This is a genomic window from Luteimonas sp. 100069 (genome assembly GCF_003813845.1).
Classification (GTDB): domain Bacteria; phylum Pseudomonadota; class Gammaproteobacteria; order Xanthomonadales; family Xanthomonadaceae; genus Luteimonas; species Luteimonas chenhongjianii.
In genome coordinates, this window is record NZ_RPFN01000001.1 from 574505 (window position 1) to 593960 (window position 19456).

Annotated in this window: 19 protein-coding genes and 1 pseudogene; 10 read left to right on the forward strand and 10 right to left on the reverse strand. The window is 69.0% G+C overall.

Annotated elements, in window-relative coordinates:
- Window positions 1-66: 66 nt before the first annotated feature.
- Window positions 67-438 (reverse strand): DUF1428 domain-containing protein, encoded by a 372-nt coding sequence (locus EGK76_RS02605; RefSeq protein ID WP_096300653.1) that lies wholly within the window; start codon window positions 436-438, stop codon window positions 67-69.
- Window positions 439-826: 388 nt separating this feature from the next.
- Here EGK76_RS02605 and EGK76_RS02610 point away from each other — a divergent pair, with 388 nt between their 5' ends.
- The gene (locus tag EGK76_RS02610) at window positions 827-1060 is read left to right on the forward strand and encodes a hypothetical protein (RefSeq protein ID WP_096299399.1); all 234 of its coding nucleotides are present in this window, start codon (window positions 827-829) and stop codon (window positions 1058-1060) included.
- Between the two features lie 42 nt (window positions 1061-1102).
- Here the strand turns inward: EGK76_RS02610 and EGK76_RS02615 are convergent, their stop codons facing one another.
- The 4 genes and pseudogenes from EGK76_RS02615 to EGK76_RS02630 all read right to left on the reverse strand — a co-directional run bounded on the left by EGK76_RS02615 (window position 1103) and on the right by EGK76_RS02630 (window position 2985).
- Window positions 1103-1366 (reverse strand): hypothetical protein, encoded by a 264-nt coding sequence (locus EGK76_RS02615; RefSeq protein WP_096299397.1) that lies wholly within the window; start codon window positions 1364-1366, stop codon window positions 1103-1105.
- 290 nt (window positions 1367-1656) lie between these two features.
- Complete coding sequence (locus EGK76_RS02620; protein WP_123831556.1) at window positions 1657-1887, reverse strand: hypothetical protein; 231 nt, start codon at window positions 1885-1887, stop codon at window positions 1657-1659.
- 136 nt (window positions 1888-2023) lie between these two features.
- On the reverse strand, window positions 2024-2419 hold the full coding sequence (locus EGK76_RS02625) for an MAPEG family protein (RefSeq protein WP_096299393.1): 396 nt from the start codon (window positions 2417-2419) through the stop codon (window positions 2024-2026).
- A 25-nt stretch (window positions 2420-2444) separates the two neighbouring features.
- Window positions 2445-2985, reverse strand: a pseudogene (locus EGK76_RS02630) (type 1 glutamine amidotransferase domain-containing protein).
- Window positions 2986-3149: 164 nt separating this feature from the next.
- On the opposite strand from EGK76_RS02630, the gene EGK76_RS02635 reads away from it, so the two are divergent.
- The 8 genes from EGK76_RS02635 to EGK76_RS02660 all read left to right on the forward strand — a co-directional run bounded on the left by EGK76_RS02635 (window position 3150) and on the right by EGK76_RS02660 (window position 11298).
- Window positions 3150-5570 (forward strand): DEAD/DEAH box helicase, encoded by a 2421-nt coding sequence (locus tag EGK76_RS02635; RefSeq protein WP_233580191.1) that lies wholly within the window; start codon window positions 3150-3152, stop codon window positions 5568-5570.
- Window positions 5567-6502, forward strand: a complete 936-nt coding sequence (locus tag EGK76_RS02640) for a ribonuclease H-like domain-containing protein (protein WP_123831558.1) — start codon at window positions 5567-5569, stop codon at window positions 6500-6502. The genes EGK76_RS02635 and EGK76_RS02640 overlap by 4 nt, the downstream gene beginning before the upstream one ends.
- Before the next feature lie 314 nt (window positions 6503-6816).
- On the forward strand, window positions 6817-7260 hold the full coding sequence (locus tag EGK76_RS15710; RefSeq protein ID WP_255409768.1) for an amino acid permease: 444 nt from the start codon (window positions 6817-6819) through the stop codon (window positions 7258-7260).
- Window positions 7164-7826, forward strand: a complete 663-nt coding sequence (locus tag EGK76_RS15505; RefSeq protein WP_199730840.1) for an amino acid permease — start codon at window positions 7164-7166, stop codon at window positions 7824-7826. Before EGK76_RS15710 ends, EGK76_RS15505 begins: the two co-directional genes overlap by 97 nt.
- The gene (locus EGK76_RS15510) at window positions 7823-8170 is read left to right on the forward strand and encodes an APC family permease (protein WP_199730841.1); all 348 of its coding nucleotides are present in this window, start codon (window positions 7823-7825) and stop codon (window positions 8168-8170) included. The genes EGK76_RS15505 and EGK76_RS15510 overlap by 4 nt, the downstream gene beginning before the upstream one ends.
- Window positions 8170-8847 carry a class I SAM-dependent methyltransferase gene (locus tag EGK76_RS02650; protein WP_096299385.1) on the forward strand — a complete coding sequence of 226 codons (678 nt, stop codon included), beginning with the start codon at window positions 8170-8172 and terminating at the stop codon, window positions 8845-8847. The genes EGK76_RS15510 and EGK76_RS02650 overlap by 1 nt, the downstream gene beginning before the upstream one ends.
- A 68-nt stretch (window positions 8848-8915) precedes the next feature.
- Window positions 8916-9917: an alpha/beta hydrolase gene (locus EGK76_RS02655; RefSeq protein WP_123831559.1), complete on the forward strand. Its 1002-nt coding sequence runs from the start codon at window positions 8916-8918 to the stop codon at window positions 9915-9917.
- A 127-nt stretch (window positions 9918-10044) separates the two neighbouring features.
- Complete coding sequence (locus EGK76_RS02660; RefSeq protein WP_123831560.1) at window positions 10045-11298, forward strand: hypothetical protein; 1254 nt, start codon at window positions 10045-10047, stop codon at window positions 11296-11298.
- Window positions 11299-11614: 316 nt separating this feature from the next.
- On the opposite strand, the gene EGK76_RS02665 is transcribed toward EGK76_RS02660, so the two are convergent.
- Both EGK76_RS02665 and EGK76_RS02670 read right to left on the reverse strand, forming a co-directional pair.
- On the reverse strand, window positions 11615-13456 hold the full coding sequence (locus tag EGK76_RS02665) for an ABC transporter ATP-binding protein (RefSeq protein ID WP_123831561.1): 1842 nt from the start codon (window positions 13454-13456) through the stop codon (window positions 11615-11617).
- Between the two features lie 481 nt (window positions 13457-13937).
- The gene (locus EGK76_RS02670; protein ID WP_158613434.1) at window positions 13938-15641 is read right to left on the reverse strand and encodes a DUF2207 domain-containing protein; all 1704 of its coding nucleotides are present in this window, start codon (window positions 15639-15641) and stop codon (window positions 13938-13940) included.
- 228 nt (window positions 15642-15869) lie between these two features.
- On the opposite strand from EGK76_RS02670, the gene EGK76_RS02675 reads away from it, so the two are divergent.
- Window positions 15870-16364 (forward strand): DUF4019 domain-containing protein, encoded by a 495-nt coding sequence (locus EGK76_RS02675; protein ID WP_123831563.1) that lies wholly within the window; start codon window positions 15870-15872, stop codon window positions 16362-16364.
- 64 nt (window positions 16365-16428) lie between these two features.
- On the opposite strand, the gene EGK76_RS02680 is transcribed toward EGK76_RS02675, so the two are convergent.
- The 3 genes from EGK76_RS02680 to EGK76_RS02690 all read right to left on the reverse strand — a co-directional run bounded on the left by EGK76_RS02680 (window position 16429) and on the right by EGK76_RS02690 (window position 19257).
- Window positions 16429-16650, reverse strand: coding sequence for an RNA-binding S4 domain-containing protein (locus EGK76_RS02680; RefSeq protein WP_123831564.1), 222 nt, complete (start codon window positions 16648-16650; stop codon window positions 16429-16431).
- A 260-nt stretch (window positions 16651-16910) separates the two neighbouring features.
- Window positions 16911-17867: a DMT family transporter gene (locus EGK76_RS02685; protein ID WP_096299372.1), complete on the reverse strand. Its 957-nt coding sequence runs from the start codon at window positions 17865-17867 to the stop codon at window positions 16911-16913.
- Window positions 17868-17937: 70 nt separating this feature from the next.
- Complete coding sequence (locus tag EGK76_RS02690) at window positions 17938-19257, reverse strand: MFS transporter (RefSeq protein WP_123831565.1); 1320 nt, start codon at window positions 19255-19257, stop codon at window positions 17938-17940.
- Window positions 19258-19456 lie beyond the last annotated feature (199 nt).

Below are 19456 nucleotides of genomic sequence, written 5' to 3' on the forward strand. Positions count from 1 at the left end.
GTGCCCCGCCGGCACACGCGCGACAGGTGACGACCGACGCAAGCGCAACAAGCGAGGGCTTTGACCTCAGCCCCTGTCCCCGAGCGCGACCACCGGAAGGAACCCGCCATAGATCATGCGCTTGCCGTCGAACGGCATGGGGTTGCGCTCCGGGTCCATGCGCGGATCGCTGCCGTCCATCATCTTCGCGAACGCGGTGTCTCGGGTGGACTTGTCCGGCCATTCGATCCACGAGAACACGACCGTCTCGTCGTCGCGCGCCTGGACCGCCTTGCGGAAGTCGGTGAGTTTGCCGTCTGGCACGTCGTCGGCCCAGCATTCGAGTACACGGATCGCCCCGAACTCCATGAAGAAGGCATCGCCGGTTTCGGCGTGTTCGATGAACTTCTGGCGGTTGGCGGTGGGGACGGCGAGGACGAAACCATCGATGTAGGACATGGCGAACTCCTGGTGGTCGCGGTGCGGGCGGCGACGGCTGCCGTCGCCTCGCAGGAGCGACGAACGAGGGCGTCCGCGTTCGACATGCCGCGCGGATGCAGCCAGCGTGGAGCGGTCAGTCGGCCACCGGCGCGTGGAATGCATCGAGGATCGGGCAGGGGCCAACGCCCCCTCGGCTGCATCGGCCGGAGCGTCGGTGCGGCGACAGAGTGCGCCACCTGGTCTTCGTATCCCTCAGCGAGAACCTGATGATGGGGCGCTCGAGGCGTGCATGCGGATAGCGTCGGTGGTGCGGCGGTGCGCCATGTCTGGCGGGTCTCTCGTCCCTTCACGCACGCATTCAGCTTGATCGCGCACGATCCCGGTCAATCATCCAACGGAGCACGCCATGAGCGCACAGGGTTCGACCGGCAATGTCATTGCCGCAATCTGCAGTTTCTTCGTTCCCGGCCTTGGCCAGCTGGTGCAGGGGCGCCCGCTGTCGGCGCTGCTCTGGTTCTTTGCCGCGTGCATCGCGTTTGCGGTCACCTGGCTGCTCACGCTGTCACTGCTGCCGTTCGGCTGGTTCGTCGTCAGCATCTTCGCGTGCATCAACGCGGCGGTTTACCGGCCCCGCGTCTGACTCTTACGCAGGAACGGGCGGTGCGTGCACCGCCCGTTCGCCTCATAGGGGCTCGCCGTTATTGACGCCGGAATCGCTGCGGACGTCGTCGGCGAAGGAATGGCCGTCCGGGCCACGATCACCGAGCTGCTCGTCCAGTTCCAGGTCGAGCAGGTCGGCCTGATCGTCGACACCGATGTTGTCCATGGCTGCGACCGATCTGGGATCCAGCAGGACGGGACCGCTCGTGTCCGGGAGATCGTCATGGTCGCGCAGCGCCTTTTCGTCCTCCGGTGCATTCGGACGGGTGGGGTTGGACTTGCTCATCGTTCGGCTCCGCGGTGGGGTGTCGACAACATTGCACCCGGGAGTGTCACGCCGCCGGCAAGCCGGGGTGATGACCGGGCGCACATCAAGGGGGCATTCGATGCGTTGCGTGCGCCAGGCGCACGTTCCCATGGATTTCGGCCGCGCACGAATCAGGCGACGGGGCGAGCCCCTGTGTCGCGCACGCTCGAGATGGGACCGTCTGGTCCGGCCGGTCTCTGGCGAGGGCCTCTGCAAGGCAACGCCCTGCGCGGCCACCACGCAGCCGCTGTCCCACCGCGAAGCGAACGTCAGGCGGCGCGATGCTCCATGGTCCGGCGACGCTGCGGGGCGGCGTCCTCTCCGGCGCGCCATGCAGCCAGCACCGTGGCGCGGACGTCGTGCCAGGCGCGAAGGCGGCCATCGAATTCCCACATCCGGCGCAGCACCGGTTCGATCTCTTCCCATGGACGATCGGGATAGGACGCACGACCGTTGCGGCCGAGCGAGATCATCAGGGTGCTGTCGGAATCGTGCTTCATTGCGGGGTACTGCGGGTTGGGAGCGCGCAGGCTACGGGCGCTTTCGTCTCGTCGCCGTGAACCGTGGAGTCGATTTCGATGACACCCTGCGCAACTGTTTCAGCTGTTCAGGCGCGATCGCTCGGACACACCGAATTCATGCGCGAAGAAGCGGCACGAGCAGTTGCACGATGCCCCACAGCGAGACGATCCAGATGACACTGCGCAGGTAGGGAATGCCGATCGCATACACGGGCAGATAGGCAACCCGCGCCCACAGATAGAGCTGGGCGGCGAATGCGGTCTCCGCATTGCTGCGCCCGGCGACGACCAGGGCCAGTACTGCAGCGGCGAAGAACGGAAACGTCTCGAGGAAGTTGCGGCTCGCGGCAGCGGTCCGGATTGCCGCCCCGGTCAGCGGTGGCGCGGCCCCATCGCGATTGCCCGCGTTCCAGCGCACGCCGCGCTGCGCGGTCGCGAACGCGGCGGCCACACCGATGTGGACGAGGCCCAGGACGATCGCCCAGCCGAGGGTCTGCAGTTCGATCGTCATGGGCCTGTTCTCCGCTCTCGCAGGCTCAGCCCGCGACGGCCTTGGCGATCGCTGCGTTGAACGCCGGAATATCATCCGGCTTGCGGCTGGTGATCAGGTTGCCGTCGACGACGACTTCGGAATCCTCCCAGTGGGCACCGGCATTGACGAGATCGGTCTTCTACCGATGGCCACGAGGTGACCTTGCGGCCCTTGGCAAGCCCGCTTTCGACCAGCAGCCATGGGCCGTGGCAGATCGCCGCCACCGGCTTGCCGGCTTCGCCGAATGCGCGCACGAAGGCCACGGCATCGCTCTTGGTGCGCAGCACATCCGGATTCATCTGCCCGCCGGGCAGCACCAGCGCGTCGTAGCTGCCAGCGTCGGCCTTGGAGAGCGACACGTCCACATCGACGCTCCGGCCCCAGTTCTTCTGGTCCCAGCCCTTGATCGAACCCGCATCGCCCGGGGCGATCACGTCGACCTGGGCGCCGGCCTGGCGCAGCGCCTGAAGGGGCTGCTCGAGCTCGGACTGTTCGAATCCGTCGGTGGAGAGGATGGCGATCTTCTTGCCGTCAAGGCTCTGCATGGGGTGCTCCTGGGGGAATCGGGGGAGCACCCGATGCTAGGAAGCGGCCGGTGCCCCGACCGTGAAGCGTCCCATTGGAGCGGCCCGGCCAGTCTCGCAAGCTGAGACGCCGGGCGGGCAGGCTTGCCGGCATTTCCCCTGTGCCGGAGCTGGCCCTGAACGCGATACTCAAGCCCTCCCAGGCCCTGGTCGGCCCCGCTGAAACCGCGAGCGGCAGCGCACTAGCCACCCGGCTTGCGGCGAAATATCCCGGCCGTGTGACCGGCACGCTGCTGCTGCCGGGGCAGGTGGGCGACTACGCGCCGATCCCCGACGACGTGCCCGACGCGCTGGCCCAGGCGCTGCGCAGCCGCGGTATCGAGCGTCTGTACCGCCACCAGGCGGACGCCTGGGCGGCCACGCAGGCCGGGCGGCATCTGGTCGTCGCGACCCCCACCGCGTCGGGGAAATCGCTGTGCTACACGCTGCCGGTGCTGTCGGCGGCGCTCACCGCGCGCAGCAAGGCGCTGTACCTGTTCCCGACCAAGGCGCTGGCGCAGGACCAGGTGGCCGAACTGCTGGAACTCAACAAGGCCGGCGAGCTGGGCCTGCGCGCGGCGACCTTCGATGGCGACACGCCGGGCGATGCCCGCCAGGCGATCCGCATCAACGGCGACATCGTGGTCAGCAACCCGGACATGCTGCACCAGGCGATCCTGCCGCATCACACCAAGTGGGCGCAGTTCTTCGAGAACCTGCGCTACGTGGTGATCGACGAGATCCACACCTACCGCGGCGTGTTCGGCTCGCATGTGGCCAACGTGATCCGCCGGCTCAAACGGGTCTGCGCGTTCTACGGCGTGACTCCGCAGTTCATCCTGTGCTCGGCGACGATCGGCAATGCCCGCGAGCACGGTCGCGCGCTGGTGGAAGTGGACGACGCCGCGCTGGAGTCGATCCTCGAATCCGGCGCGCCGCGCGGCGACAAGCATGTGCTGCTGTGGAATCCGCCGGTGGTCAATCCCGATCTGGGTCTGCGCGCCTCGGCGCGTTCGCAGTCCAACCGCATCGCGCGCATGGCGATCCGCGCCGGGCTCAAGACGCTGGTGTTCTGCCAGACCCGGCTGATGGTCGAGGTGCTGACCAAGTACCTCAAGGAGGTCTTCGACCACGATCCGCGCAAGCCCAGGCGCATCCGCGCGTATCGCGGCGGTTATCTGCCGACCGAGCGCCGCGCCGCCGAGCGCGAGATGCGTGCCGGCAGCATCGACGGCATCGTCAGCACCTCGGCGCTGGAACTCGGCGTCGACATCGGCAGTCTCGATGTCGTGGTGCTCAACGGCTACCCGGGCAGCATCTCGGCGACGTGGCAACGCTTCGGTCGCGCCGGGCGCCGGCAGCAGCCGTCGGTTGGCGTGCTGGTCGCGAGTTCGGAACCGATGGACCAGTACGTGGTGCGGCACCCGGAGTTCTTCGCCGAGGCCAATCCCGAGCACGCGCGGATCGAACCCGACCAGCCGCTGATCCTGCTCGACCACATCCGCTGCGCGGCATTCGAGCTGCCGTTCGTCGATGGCGACATGTTCGGGCCCGTCGCGCCGCTGCCGTGGCTGGAGGTGCTGGCCGAATCGGGCGTGCTGCACCACGAGGGCGATCGCTGGGAATGGATCGCCGACAGCTATCCCGCCCAGGCGGTGAACCTGCGCTCGGTCGCCGACGGCAATTTCGTCGTCGTCGACCGCACCGATGGGCGGCAGACGATCATCGCCGAGGTCGACTATTCCGCCGCCGCGCTCACCCTGTACGAAGGCGCGATCCACATGGTGCAGTCCGAACCGTTCCAGGTGGAGCGACTGGACTGGGAAGGCCGCAAGGCCTACGTGCAGCGCACGCAGGTCGACTACTACACCGACTCGATCGACTACACCAAGCTGAAAGTCCTCGACGACGAGGAGCAGGCCGATTCGGGGCAGGGCAGCGCGCACCTGGGCGAGGTGCACGTGGTGCGGCGCGTGTCGGGCTACAAGAAGATCCGCTTCCACACCCACGAGAACATCGGCTACGGGCCGGTCAACCTGCCCGACCAGGAACTGCATACGAGCGCGGTGTGGTGGCAGCTGCCGCAGCAGGCGCTGGATCGCGCCTTCGATGCGCGCCATGAAGCGCTTGATGGATTCCTCGGCGCCTCGTACGCATTGCATCTGGTCGCGCAGGTCGCGGTGATGGCCGAAAGCCGCGACCTGCAGAAGGCCGTGGGCAGCGGCGATGGCACGTGGTTCGCGACCGCCGACCAGCGCGGTCGCGGGCAGCTGCGCGACGGTGACGGCGCGGCGCTGGATTTCGACGGGATCGGACGCTTTACCCCGACGCTGTACCTCTACGACAACTATCCGGGCGGCGTCGGCCTGTCGTCGCCCTTGTATGAGCGTCGCGACGAACTGCTCGGGCAGGCCGCTGCGCTGATCCAATCCTGCAGTTGCCGCGGCGGTTGTCCGGCCTGCGTCGGCCCCATTCTCGCCGCGGAGGAGGCCGCCGAGCGCACGCCACGCCAGCTCGCCGCACGCGTGATCGAATTGCTGGCGCGCGCGCCGCAGCTGCCGGCATGAGTGCACTGTCCAAACGCCTCGGCCTGCTGCGCAGTCAGGCGGGTACGGTGCTGCCTTCGGTAAGCCCGACGCCGCCGATGCCGACACCGGCACCGTGCGCGCAATGGCCACGCGCCGATGGCGCGCGTTCCCCGGAGCAGATGGTCGCGCAGTTGCGCAAGCTGATGAAGCTGCGCGTATCGACGCCCGCGGCGCGACCTGCCGCTCCGGTCGATCGCACGCTGCCTGGCGACGAGATCGCGCCGGGCCTGCGCTATCTCGAGCAGACGGCGGCCTGGCCGCACGAGGACGAGTCGCTGTCGTTGTATGACATCCGCCACGAGCCTGCGCGTCGCGCGGATCTGCTCGCTTTCGACACCGAAACCACCGGGCTGGCCGGCGGCACCGGCACGCGGGCCTTCATGATCGGCGCGGCGGATTTCGTCGATGGACGCATGCGCATCCGCCAGCTGTGCATCACCACGCTCGGCGCCGAACGCGAAATGCTCAAGACGTTCTCCACCTGGCTGCGGCCGGAGACCGTGCTGGTCAGCTACAACGGGCGCAGTTACGACCGGCCGCTGCTGACCACCCGCTATCGCCTGGCGCGGCTGCGCGATCCGCTGATCGACCTGCGCCACGTGGACCTGCTGCATCCGGTGCGCCGCCGCTATCGCGGCGTCTGGGTCAACTGCAGGCTGGCGACCGTCGAGCGCGAACTGCTCGGCGTGCTGCGCGAGGACGATCTGCCGGGAAGCGAGGCGCCCGCGGCCTGGCTGGATTACCTGCGCGGCGGCAGCGCCGACAAGCTGCGCCGCGTCGGCCTGCACAACGCGCAGGACCTGCGCAGTCTGTTCGGCGTGCTGGAGGCGATGCGCGACGAGGCGAGCGTCGACACGGTCGTCGTGCCCGACGTCATCGGACCGGAATGCGGGGATTTCGCCGACGGTTGAGGCATGCCATGCGACGCCCGCGCCGCGATCAAGACGATCCAAGGCCGACGGGATCGCGGGCATCGTCGATGGGAGGACATGGCCGGCTCGGCGGGCCGGCTGCGTGACGCACGGGGCGGAAGCCCGGGGGCGCATGCAGGCTGCAGTGCGTCGGTGCCATGTGGGAGCGAATGTATCGACGTGGACGCTTGCGCCGACGCAGTTGCGCGTCGCGCGTTCACGCCGCGGGCAATGCCGTGATGCTTGAATCGGCCGGCCCGCCAGTCCAGAGTCGCGCGTCCACCGGCGACCGGCCCGTTCCAGTCTGGAGCCTCATGCATTTACGGAAACGCCGGCCAGTGATGGCCGACACTGGACCCGCGCGCGCCACCCTCCGGGTGCGCGACGCATTCGCGATCACCGTTGGTGTCGTGATCGGTGCCGGGATCTTCCGTACACCGTCGCTGATCGCCGGTGCGTCGGGGAGCGAGTTCGTGATGCTCGCGGCCTGGGCCATCGGTGGCGTGCTCTCGATCATCGGCGCGCTGTGCTACGCCGAGCTCGCGACCGCCTATCCCCAGGCGGGTGGCGACTACGACTACCTGCGTCGCGCCTACGGCCTGCGACCGGGGTTCGTGTTCGCCTGCGCGCGCGCGTCGGTGATCCAGACCGGTCGATCGCGTTGTTGTGCTTCATCGTCGGCGACTGCCTGGCGCAGTTCTTCGGCATCGGCCCGGCCGCGTCAGCCCTGTACGCGGCCGCGGCGATCGTCATGCTGACTGCGGTCAACTGGATCGGCACCCGCCAGGGCGCGTGGGTACAGACGTGGCTGACGACCAGTGAGGTGGTCGGGGTGCTGGTGATCATCCTCGCCGGGCTGATGTTCGCCCCGAGCGACGTGACGCTTATTCCGGGCAGCGCCGGCGATAGCGCGATCGGCCTGATTCTGGTGTTCGTGTTGCTGACCTATGGCGGCTGGAACGAGGCGGTCTATGTCAGCTCCGAGGTTCGCGATGCGCGCAGGTGGATTCGGCGCGTGCTGATCCTCCGCCCGATCGTGATCGCGGCCCTGTATGTACTGGTCGACCTTGCGTACCTGAAGGTGCTGGGGCTGGGCGGCATGGCCCAGCACAACGCCGTTGCCGCCGAACTGATGGGGCGCGTGTTCGGGCCGACAGGGGCGGTGGTCATGAGTGCGATCGTGATCGCGGCGGCGCTGACCTCGGCGAACGCGACCCTCATCACCGGCGCACGCAGCGTCTTTGCCGTCGGGCGGTACTTTTCCGCGCTGGGCTTCATCGGCCGCAGGGATGCGCGCACCGGCACCCGCGTGCGGCCATCATGAGCCAGGGCGTACTCGCGCTGGCGCTGGTGGGCGTCGGCGCGTTCGCGCGCGACGGCTTCGAGGTGGCGGTCGAATACACCGCGCCGGTGTTCTGGCTGTTCTTCCTGCTGGTCGGCATCGGCCTGTTCGTGCTGCGCCGCCGCGATCCGCACTTGCCGCGCCCGTTCCGGGTGCCGCCCTATCCCGTCCTGCCGCTGCTGTTCTGCGCGACCAGCGCTTACCTGCTGTACTCGAGCCTGGCCTGTACCGGCCGCGGGGCGCTGTTGGGTGTCGGCGTGCTCGCTGTCGGCGGCCTGCTGCTGTTGCTGCTCAAACCCGATCCGCATTCCGAGGAGAGCCTGTGATGAAGTCGAAAAAGATTCCGGTCGTGCTGGCGATATGCGCCCTGCCGGCCGCGCTGCTGGTCGGCTGCGCGGAGCCAGCCGTCAGCACCAGCGGGACCGCGAGCGTCAATGCCGGCACCACCGACGCCACGTCCGCGGTGAACGCCTCCCCGCCCGTAACCGGCGCAATCGGGGCCGATTCCGCGCATGCCAGCGGCGCGCGCGGGCCATCGCGCGAGCCCGACGTGATCTACGTGCCAACGCCCGATCGGGTCGTCGACGCCATGCTCAACCTCGCCCGGGTCAAGGAGGGCGACGTCCTCTACGACCTGGGCTCCGGCGATGGCCGCATCCCGATCGCTGCTGCCCAGCGCTTCGGCGTCCGCGGCGTCGGCATCGACATCAATCCGGTGCGCGTGCGCGAAGCCAACGCCAATGCGCAGGCCGCCGGGGTCACCGGCCTGGTCACGTTCAAGGAGGCCGACCTTTTCGAGGAGGACGTCAGCGAGGCCAGCGTGGTCACGCTGTACCTGCTGCAGAGCCTCAACGTGAAGCTGCGTCCCAAGCTGCTGGCCGAGCTCAGGCCGGGCACGCGCATCGTCAGTCACGCCTTCGACATGGCGGACCAGTGGGAACCGGAGCAGACCCAGGAGATCGACGGCACCCGCATCTACCTGTGGACGGTGCCCGAGAGTTGAGCTGGCGACAGCGCGGGCGCGGGCCCGCACGTGGTTCCCATAGTGATTTCCCTGCCGGATCCTCCGCCATGCGCCTTGCCACTGCCTCCGTCCTTCTGTTCGCCGCCCTGGGTGCCGCCACGTCCGCCTCGGCCGCGTCCTACGGCGGCGAACTGCAGGGGTTCGAATACCCCTACCCACGGCAGGCCCATGCACTGGAGTCGCAGGGGCAGGCTCTGTCGATGGCCTATATGGACGTGCGGCCGCCGGGGCAGGGCAACGGGCGCACTGCGGTGCTGATGCATGGCAAGAACTTCTGCGGACCGACCTGGGAGGACACCATCGAGGTGCTGGTCGGAGCCGGCTGGCGGGTGATCGCGCCCGACCAGATCGGTTTCTGCGGTTCGTCGAAGCCGCGCGGCTACCAGTTCTCGTTCGCCCAGCTCGCGGCCAATACGCGCAGCCTGCTGGAGGCACTGGGTGTCGAGCGGCCGGTGCTGATCGGGCATTCGATGGGCGGCATGCTCGCCACCCGGTATGCGCTGCAGTACCCCGACGCGGTGGCCCGGCTGGTGCTGGTGAACCCGATCGGGCTCGAGGACTGGCAGGCCGAAGGTGTGCCATACGCGACGATCGACGCACTGGCCGAGGGCGAGCGCAGGACGACCGCTGGCACCATCAAGGCCTATCAGCAGAAGTTCTATTACGACGGGAAGTGGGCGCCGCGCTATGACCGCTGGGTCGACATGCTGGCGGGCATGTACGCCGGACCGGATGCGGAGATCGTCGCCTGGAACCAGGCGCAGACCTCGGAGATGGTGTTCACCCAGCCGGTCGTCCACGAGTTCCCGTTCCTGCGCGTGCCGACCGTGCTGATGATCGGCGGCAAGGACCGCACCGCGCCGGGCGCCAACCGCGCCGCGCCGGAACTGGCCGCGCGCCTGGGCGACTATCCGCTGCTGGGGCGCCGGGCCGCCGAGGCGATCCCGCAGGCGCGGCTGGTGGCGTTCCCGGCGCTCGGCCACTCGCCGCAGGTCGAGGCGCCGGACACGTTCCACCCGGCGCTGCTCGAGGTCCTGGCGGAGCCGTGAACGTCGCCGCCGCGCGGTGTTAGCGCGCGCATGTTCATTCGGCATTCCAACCGCGCTCGAGCCAGCCCCTAGACTGGTCCGATCCGCACATTGACGATGCGCCCGCACTGACGAGGACCCTTTGCCGATGTCGATCCGGCGTCTGACAGTTCCACTGCTGCTCGCCTGCGTTGCACTGGCCGCGTGTCAGCGGAGTGCCCAGGATGCCGCGCCCCCGGTCGAGACGGTCGAGGTCGCGAGTCCCGAGGAAGGCGGCGCGCTGAGTACCGCGCCGGTGGACGTCGCATCGACCCCGGCATTGCCGGTCGCCGACCCCGGACCCGCCAGCGTGGACTGGTCGCCGATGACCCTGCCGACCGGCGCGGCTTCGATCAGCTGTGAACTCGACTACGCCAACACCGGCGATGGTGATGTCCTGGCCGACTTCGATCGGGACGCCTTGCACGAGGCGATGGCCGACTGTGCCGAGCGGGGCGTGTTCCGGCTGCGGTTCAAGGGGCGCGTCACCCAGGAGTTCACCCATCTGATCCAGCGGTTGGCAGCCGTTGCCGAGGACCTCTCGATCGGCAAGCGTGTCCTCGACATCGATTCGAGCGGCGGCATGGTCGAGGAAGCGATCCGCGCTGGCGACGTGATCGCCGAGACCCGCTGGACGATCTGGGTGCGCGAGGGCGCGGTCTGCCACAGCGCCTGCGTGTTCCTGCTCGCCGGTGGCGATACCCGGCTGATCGGCGGACGCGTCGGCATCCACCGCATCATCCGCATGAGTTCCAGCGCCACCACCCGGGCCGAACTCAACCGCGAGCTGCGCGCGGTCTATGGCCGCGTGCGCGACTACCTCGAGCGCAACGGCGCGGCGACGGCGGTGGCCGATCTGATGATGGCCGTGCCCAACCGCAACCTGCGCATCCTCGCCCCCGACGAGCTCAAGCTCTATGGCCTCGACGGCGTGAACCCCGCTCAGGACGATCTCGACCGGCTGCGCCTGATGCGCAAGTGCGGCGAGGATTTCGTGGTGCGCCGTGACGCCTACGTCCGCGCGTTCGACAGCAGCTGCAGCGCACCGGACCGTGATGTCGAACAGATGGCGAACTGCGGCCTCGAGCTGCGAGGCAAGTTCGGGTTTCCGGACGGGCAGTGTCCGAGCGAGAGTCCGCTGTCGGAATTCGACCTGGTCGATGCACTGACCGCCGCGGCGGGCAACGCCAGTCGCCTGCGCATTCTGGACGTACCGGCGGCCGAACCGCGCCCGGCCGCTCGCCAGCCGCGCAGCGCACCCACGCCGTCGCCCGCAACCGCACGATCCCGTGCCGCGGCCGAGCCTGTGGAGGCAGCGGAGTCGTCCGCCGACGACCAGGCCGAGGCGCCGGTCATGGAGTGAGTGCGCGGTCGGGCTCTGGAATGCGCTGTCATTCCCGGGGCCGCGTTTCGTGACGTGCGGCGGTGCGCATCCGCCTCGCGGGCGGCGAAGCGCCTGTCAGCAGCCCATCTGTCCGCCCGGGGCTGACGTGCCCGTCCTCGCGGCAGCAGTGCCCCCGGCGCTGCAACAGGAGATCGCGTGGTCGAGGGGCCTTGGCGCGCCCCATCGCCTCCCGACGAGAGAGCCGACGTTGCAAGTGCCGTGAGGGGGTGCCCCGGAATCTCCGGTCCCGGCGACTGCGCCGCCGCCCGTCGGTGAACCGGTTGGCTCGCCCGGATCAGCCCTCCGCCCCGTCGGCGAGGAAACCGCCCGACTGGCGCTTCCACAGCTGGGCATACACACCATTACCGGCGATCAGCGCTTCGTGCGTGCCCTGTTCGACGATGCGGCCGTGGTCCATGACCACCAGGCGGTCCATCGCCGCGATCGTCGAGAGCCGGTGCGCGATCGCGATCACCGTCTTGCCTTCCATCAGCCGGTAGAGGTTCTCCTGGATCGCGGCCTCGGCCTCCGAATCCAGCGCGGACGTGGCTTCGTCGAGCACCAGGATCGGCGCGTTCTTCAGCAGCACGCGCGCGATCGCGATGCGCTGGCGCTGGCCGCCGGAGAGCTTGACCCCGCGCTCGCCGACATGCGCGTCGTAGCCGGTCCGGCCCTTGGAGTCGCTGAGCCCGAGGATGAAATCATGCGCCTCGGCGCGGCGCGCGGCCTCGATCATCTCCGCTTCGGTCGCATCGGGACGGCCATACAGGATGTTCTCGCGCACCGAGCGGTGCAGCAGCGAGGTGTCCTGGGTGACCATGCCGATCTGCGCGCGCAGCGAATCCTGCTGGACCGTCGCGATGTCGATGCCGTCGATGCGGATCACACCCGCTTCGCGGTCGTAGAAACGCAGCAGCAGATTCACCAGTGTCGACTTGCCGGCGCCCGAGCGGCCGACCAGGCCGATCTTCTCGCCCGGGCGCACATGCAGGTCGAGGTCTTCGATGACGCTGCGGTCGTTCTGGCCGTAATGGAAGTCGACGTGCTCGAAGCGGATGTCGCCCTTGATCGGCGGCAACGGCGCCGCGTCTGGCGCATCTTCAACCGTGGGCGCCAGAGAGATCGAGTTGATGCCGTCGCGTACGGTGCCGATGTTCTCGAACAGTGCGGACAGTTCCCACATGATCCATTGCGACATGCCCAGCATGCGCAGGGCCAGCGCGATGGCCACTGCGATCGCGCCGGTGCTGATCGCGCCGTCGATCCACAAGTACAGGCCCAGGCCTGTCACCCCGGCGACCAGCAGCATGTTGAGTGCGTAGTTGCAGGTGTTGACGATCGTGACCAGCCGCATCTGGCTGTGCACGGTGTCCAGGAAGCCCTCCATCGCCTCGCGCGCATAGCCCTGTTCGCGCTGCGAGTGCGAGAAGAGCTTGACCGTCGCGATGTTGGTGTAGCTGTCGACGATGCGGCCGGTCATCACCGAGCGGGCGTCGGCCTGGCGTTCGGAGATGTGGCTCAGGCGCGGGACGAAGCGCCACATCAGTGCGGAGTAGAGGAGCAGCCACCCGACGAAGGGCAGCATCATCCGCCAGTCCGCCGATGCGGCGACGATGATCGCGCCGGTGAAATAGACGATGACGTAGTTGCCCACGTCGAGCAGCTTGATCACCGTTTCGCGAACCGCCAGCGAGGTCTGCATCAGCTTGGTCGCGATGCGCCCGGCGAATTCCTCCTGGAAATAGCTCATCGATTGACGCAGCAGGTACCGATGCACGTTCCAGCGGATCCGCATCGGGAAATTGCCGAGCAGGGTCTGGTGGATGACCATCGCGTTGAACCAGGTCAGCAGCGGCAGCGCCACCAGCACCAGCACCGCCATGCCGACCAGGCGCCCGGCCTCGGCGCTCATGAAGCTGGCGGGCGTGGACGCGCCGAGCCGGTCGACCAGCGAACCCACATAGGCGTAGAGCAGCACCTCCGACACCGCGATCGCCGCGGTGAGCGCGGCCATGATCAGCAGCCAGCGCGTGCTGCCACGGACGTAGTGCATGCAGAACGCGAACAGGGTGGTCGGCGGCTGGGTAGGGCGCGCGGGCGGGAACGCATCGATGCGGTTTTCGAACCAGCGGAGCATGAGCAATCCAGTGCGGGCGCGTGGTCGCGCGTGGGGCGGCTATTGTCCGCGATCGATGTGGACGCTGGCGCGACCGGCCGAGGGACGCTGTGGACCGTCAGGCCCGTCCGCACGATACGGCTGCGATGGTGGTCGACGCCTGCGCTCCAGTGCGGCAGCGGCCAGGCGAAGCGCGCCTCGCAGCAGGATCCCAGCGGTGCGCTACCGGCCAAAAGCGCTCCGCATCGTCGACCACGCACCGTCGTGAGCGCCCGGCCGGGGCTGCGCGGGCGCAGCGGGCCGTCGACGCCATCGCCGTCCCGCCAGCGCCGCACGGCACTGCCGAGCCCGTGCTGTGGGATTCGCCGTGTGCGGAAACACCGGCCGCTAAATGGCCTGCGGCGCCAGGGCACCTTGGCGTTCGAGCCTGTGCCGGCGTCGGGAGCGCGCCAGCCCCGCCGGAACATGAACCTGGCGCGCTGGCACCAGGGCTGAAGGCCGCTCAGGCCTGTCCGGTGTCTCCGCCGGCCGCCCGGGCGCCGCCAGTTTCGCCATGGCGTCGCCGCCGCGGGTGCACCACGGCTGCGAGGCGCGCGCTGAGGCTGTCGCCCATCGAACGGCTGAAGCGGCCCAGGTCGGTGACGGTGATCCCCCGATACCAGGAGAAGCCGGCCACCGCTTTGCGCGCCGCCGGCACACCCACCGACGCGGCGAAGGCCGATGTCCAGGCGTCTTCCACATCCAGGGCGACGGCGTATGGCAACAGCCGCGCGTAGCGCGCCGCGTCCAGCAGCGGAGCGGTCGCTCCGGCGGCGCCGCGGCGGGCACCCTTCGCCGTGCTGGCCATGGAACGACGCAGCCCTTCGGCATGCGCCAGCAGTTTGCGTCCCTCGGCTGTGGGTTCCCGTACCAGCATCACGAATACAAGCAGTACCGGCGCCATCGACGCGATGACGAGCAGGGTCGCCGGCAAAGACGGTGCGTGACGCGAGAACCACAGCGCGGGGCCGGCGGAGGTCACCGCGATCGCGAGGGCGCCGACGATGGCGCCGCGATGCGCGCGGAACAGTGCCGGCTGGAAGCGCCTGCGCAGCGCCGTTTCGTGGGCTTTCCACGCCTGCGCGATGCGCGCGCTCGCATGGCGTCGCAGCTCCACCGTGTCGCGCGGCTCCGGAAGCAGGGCGCTGACCAGGGCGCGCTGTTCCATCGTCGGCAGCGCCTGCGCACCTTCACGCGTGCGTTCGATCCGCCAACCGGTGCGGGCGCCCTGCGGCGTGCGCTGGAGACGCAGGTGGTCATCGACAGCGCTGGCCAGCAGGTCGGCGGCGAAGGTGCGCGCGTCGTAGTGCATCCGCCGGATATAGCGCAGCCCCGCTGGTGAAAATCCCGCAGGCGGCTCGTCGCGCAGTGGCACCACGCCGTACACCAGCGGCTGGCGCACACGCTGCCAGCGCCGCACGCAGTAGATCGCCAGTACCAGCCATCCTGCCAATGCGAGGACCAGCCCCGCGTGGTCGCGCAACCACCAGATGGCCTGTTGCCGAGGCTCCGGTGCCGCGACGATGCCCTTGGGGAAGGCCAGCCGCACCCGTAGGCCCGTATGTGCCGGCAATGGCCGCGTCATCGTCCAGCGCGCCTGGCCGATGGCCGACAGGGCGACGTGGAGATCGCGTCCTCCCGCTCCGGTGACGCCCTCCGTGCGCAGGCTTCCGACCTCCACCGGGGCCGGCAGCGTCAGCGAGACCGTGGCCTGTTCGACCGGCACCTGATGGCCCGTGCCCATCGCGGCGAGCGTCACCGCGTCCTGTGTTTCGCCGAAGACGATCTGTCGCGCGCTGCGGTAGTGGAGGGTGTAGACCGGCTGCGACGGCATCGACAGGTGGCGCGCGTCACCCGTGTGCAGCCGCAGGACGTCGCCGACGCGCTCGACCCGCCAGGGTTCCGCGCGGCCGTCGCGCAGCACGTCGCGGATCTGCAGCTCGGCGACAAGCGGCTCGCCATCCAGGCCGCGGCCGCGCAGCGGAAAGTCCCGAACGAGCCCGTGCCGGAAGATTCGACCTTCGGCGCGCAGCTCGAGGCGTTCGGTGACGTCGATCCGGCCGTCGGCGAGGATGCGCGCGTCGACGTCGTGGCGCAGGATGCGCTCCTGTGCGGAGGCCGGAGCCATCACGCAGGCGAGCAACAGGGCGATGACGACCCGGATCAAGCCGTCAATCCCGCTGGGGATGACCGGGACCGGCACCGGCAGTGGCGTGCAATGTCGAAGTCCCGATCCATGCGCATCGCGAAACCGGATGGAGCGGCCGAGCATACCCGTTGGCCTCGGGGCGTCCAGCCATCTCCGGGGCGGCGGCGTTCGCTTGCCGGGTCGGGCGCAATGCGTACACTCGGATCCGCTCCACTCCACTTCCGATCCGCGAGGAATGTCAAGCATATGGGTATCCTACGTCTGTCGCTTTCGACCGCCTTGCTGGTCGCTCTCGCTTCTACCGCCCACGCACAGCAGCCGGCGACCCAGCCGGGAACGGCGGTGCAGCAGCAACTCACCCCGGAACAACAGGCGCAGGTGGCACGTCAGGATGCCGAGATGAGCGCCGCCGCGTCGCAGGTCATGCAGATGATCGACGGCAATCGCGCGGGCGAGGTGTGGGACGGCGCGTCGCAAGCGATGAAGAGCGCAGTGACGCGCGACGACTTCGTGCGCCAGCTCAGCGCCGATCGCAACCGCCTGGGCGCGCCGACCGCGCGTGAGCAGCCGGTCGTCAGTCGTTCGCAGTTCCGCGCTGGCGAAGCGGTGCCGGCAGGCATCTATATCAACGTCGCCTCGCCGACCAGGTTCGCCAACCAGCCCGAAGCCGTTCGCGAGCTGGTGTCGTTCCGGCTTGACGAGGACCGGACCTGGCGCGTGTCGGGCTACAGCGTGCGCTGAAAGGCCTCACGGGCTTGGATAACGAACGGCGCCCGCGGGCGCCGTTCGCATTTGCGGGCCGGGCTCAGCCGGCGGTGACGTGGATCACATGCCCGGCCAGCGCGACCGCCTGTCCTGCGCGGACCTTGCAGGTCTTGCGCAGTTCCACCGCGCCGTCGACGGTCACCGCGCCGCTGGCCACGATCGCCTTGCCGGCGCCGCCGCTGTCGCACAGGCCGGTCAGTTTGAGCAGCTGGTTGAGTTCGACGTAATCGCCCTCGAGTGGAAAGTCGATGTGTTGGGGCATCGGTCGGCCTCGGTCTGCGGGTGGGCATTATCGGCCATCCGCGGCGGCAGGCGGCCGATGGAAGCATTGTGCGGGCGGGAGTCGCCCCCATTGCCGTAGGTGGGCTCCCTTTTGGGAGAGCGGCCATTTGCCGCGGCGTCGGCAGGGCAGTGTTCGCCCAGCGCCCGTCTCTTTGGCGTGCTTGCCGGGGCCCGCCATGCCGCATGCGCGGAGGCGCCCGGGGCGCGATTTTCTGCAGTGTCCGCCGTCGGCGGTGGTGATCATGGCGACCGGTCGTTGCCTGTGATCTGTTTGGCCTCGCCGGTCACCAGGTTCTCCGGATGCGCGATCCGCCCGGACCGTGAAAGCAGGGGATAGACGAGCACCGCGGCGAGGATGATCGCCACGCCTGCATAGAAGCGCGGGGTCAGTTCGTGCTGCTCGCCCAGGAGCAGGATCGCCAGCGCGATCGCGTAGACCGGCTCCAGGTTCACCGCGAGCTGCGCGGCGAAGGCGCTCATGTGGCGCAGGGCCACCAGCGACAGCGCGAACGGCAGCAGCGTACAGGCGAACGCGAGCAGCAGCAGATAGGCACCGTCGTGCAGGCTGGGGAGCGTCAACAGGCTTCCCGCGAAGGCCGGGAACAGCAACGGCATCAGCGGCGCCAGCAGGGTCAGCGTCAGAGTGCCGGCACCGAGCTCGAGTGCGGTGACGGTCAGGGGATCGGCCCGTTCGACCAGCCTTTTGTTCAACGAACCGAAACAGGCGACGAACAGCGCCGACAGCGCACCGACCACGACGCCGATCCGCATGCCGTCTGGAATGCCACCGACCACCAGTGCGACGCCAGGGAGAACGGCGAGGCCCAGCGCCAGCTCCCGCCACGAGAAGCGGCTGCGCGCGACCAGCGGTTCGATCAACGCGATGAAGACGGTCGCCAAGGCCATGCAGGTGGCGGCGACCGAGGCGTTCGCGAGCTTGACCGCGCCGTAGAAGGTCAACCAGTGCAGCGCCACCAGTGCACCGACCCCTGCGTAGGCCAGCAGCAGGCGCGTCGGCAACGCGCGCAGCCCGCGCCAGACCCGCGGCAGCAGCAACAGCGTCGCGGCCACCAGCAGCATCCGCCACCACACCAGCGGCAGGGCCGGCAGGGTGATCAGCTTGCCAAGGATGGCGGTGAAGCCCCACAGCAGGACGCAGAAGTGGATCTGCCAATGGGCTTTGGTCGAGGGCTGCATCGCGAAGCTGCCTGCGGGGGCGCGCATTATCCACCGCCGGCGGGCCGGCGCGAGGAGATCAGGCGCGTGGTCAATGGGGGCCGCTTGCGACCGGCTCCAGCGCAGCACGCTGGTGGGCGCGGCCCAGCCAGATGCCGAGCGCCGCCCACACCAGGGCAAGCGGCACGACCACGCTGACCAGGCCACCCAAGGCCAGGCCCAGTCGTCCAAGCACACCTTCAGTCTGGGCGCCGATGACGTCGCCCGCGCGATAGACGAAGGTGTCGATGAAGGCTTTGGCCTTGTATTTGTCTTCGCGCCCGACCACGGTGAACAGGGTTTCGCGCGCCGGGCGGGTAATTCCGCGCTGGATCGCCCGGTTGGCCGCTTCGAGCAGGATGAGCACCGCGAACGAGCCGTACAGCGCCAGTCCGATGAAGCCCAGCGCCATCGCGACCGGCAGGATGGCCAGGGCGACTGCCAGACCGAGGCGTCGGATGATCTGCCCGGTCAGGGTGAGCTGCAGCGCCAGCACCGCGATCTGGGTCCACATGTCGATGCTGCCGAGCAAGCCGGTGCGGGCGTCCAGCCCGCTCTCGGCGGCGGCGACCATCTGCAGGCGGGTGAAGTACAGGAAGGTCGCGACGACGGTCATGATCACGACATAACCCGCAATGCCCAGGAGGTAGCGCGAGGCGAACACCGCGCGGATGCCGGCGAGGGCGCTTCCGCCGATGCGTGGCGGTTCGCGGCCGTCGGGCGATGCGAGGGCGTCGTCGGGACGGTCCGAGCGGATCCGCACCAGCAGCCAGGCCAGCGCGATTGCGGTGACGAGAAACCCCGCCGCCACGAGCAGCAGGGCAGGGGTGCCAAGCGGCCCGGCCAGGCGTGAGGCGAGCCACGGCCCGAAGATCGCCCCGAGCGTGCCGCCGATCGCGATCAGGGCGAAAAGGCGCTTGGCCTGGTCGCTGTTGAAACGATCGGCCAGCAGGGCCCAGAACACCATCGTCACGAACAGGTTGAAGACACTGAACCAGACGTAGAACACCTGGCCACTGCGCGCCCCGACCGCGTCCGGCGCGAACGCCAGCAGGGCCCAGAATCCCACGAGGCTCAGGGCGAAGAACGCGTAGGTCGCGGCGATGAAATGCAGCCGGCGCAGCCGCGCGACCAGCGCCCCGAACGCTGGATTGACCAGCAGGGTGACCACGGCCGTTCCCACGAACAGCCAGCGCACGCTGTCCAGGCCGCTCTCCATGCCCAGCGCATCCCGCGCCGGACGCAGCAGCATCAGCGCGCTCAGGATGCAGAAGAAGAACAGGCCTGCGACCAGGACCGGGGCCGCCTCCCCATGGCGCAGATTGAGCAGGTCGAAGGCTGCGGACGGCAAAGAGCGTCGACGGGGTGGCATGTCTGGGTTCCTGCGTCGGATCGGCCCCGATCATAGGGGGTGGAGGCCGCCTCCCATCGCAGCTCGCTCGCTGCGGCGCCGGAAAGCGGCGGTCTCCTCGCGCGAGGGTGGGTCAAGCGCGAGGGCAGGTCCGTTTGCTGGCGGTGGGGGTTGTCCCGGCGCGACCGGCGGCCGGGGGGCGCTGAAGGCGTGGCATTCG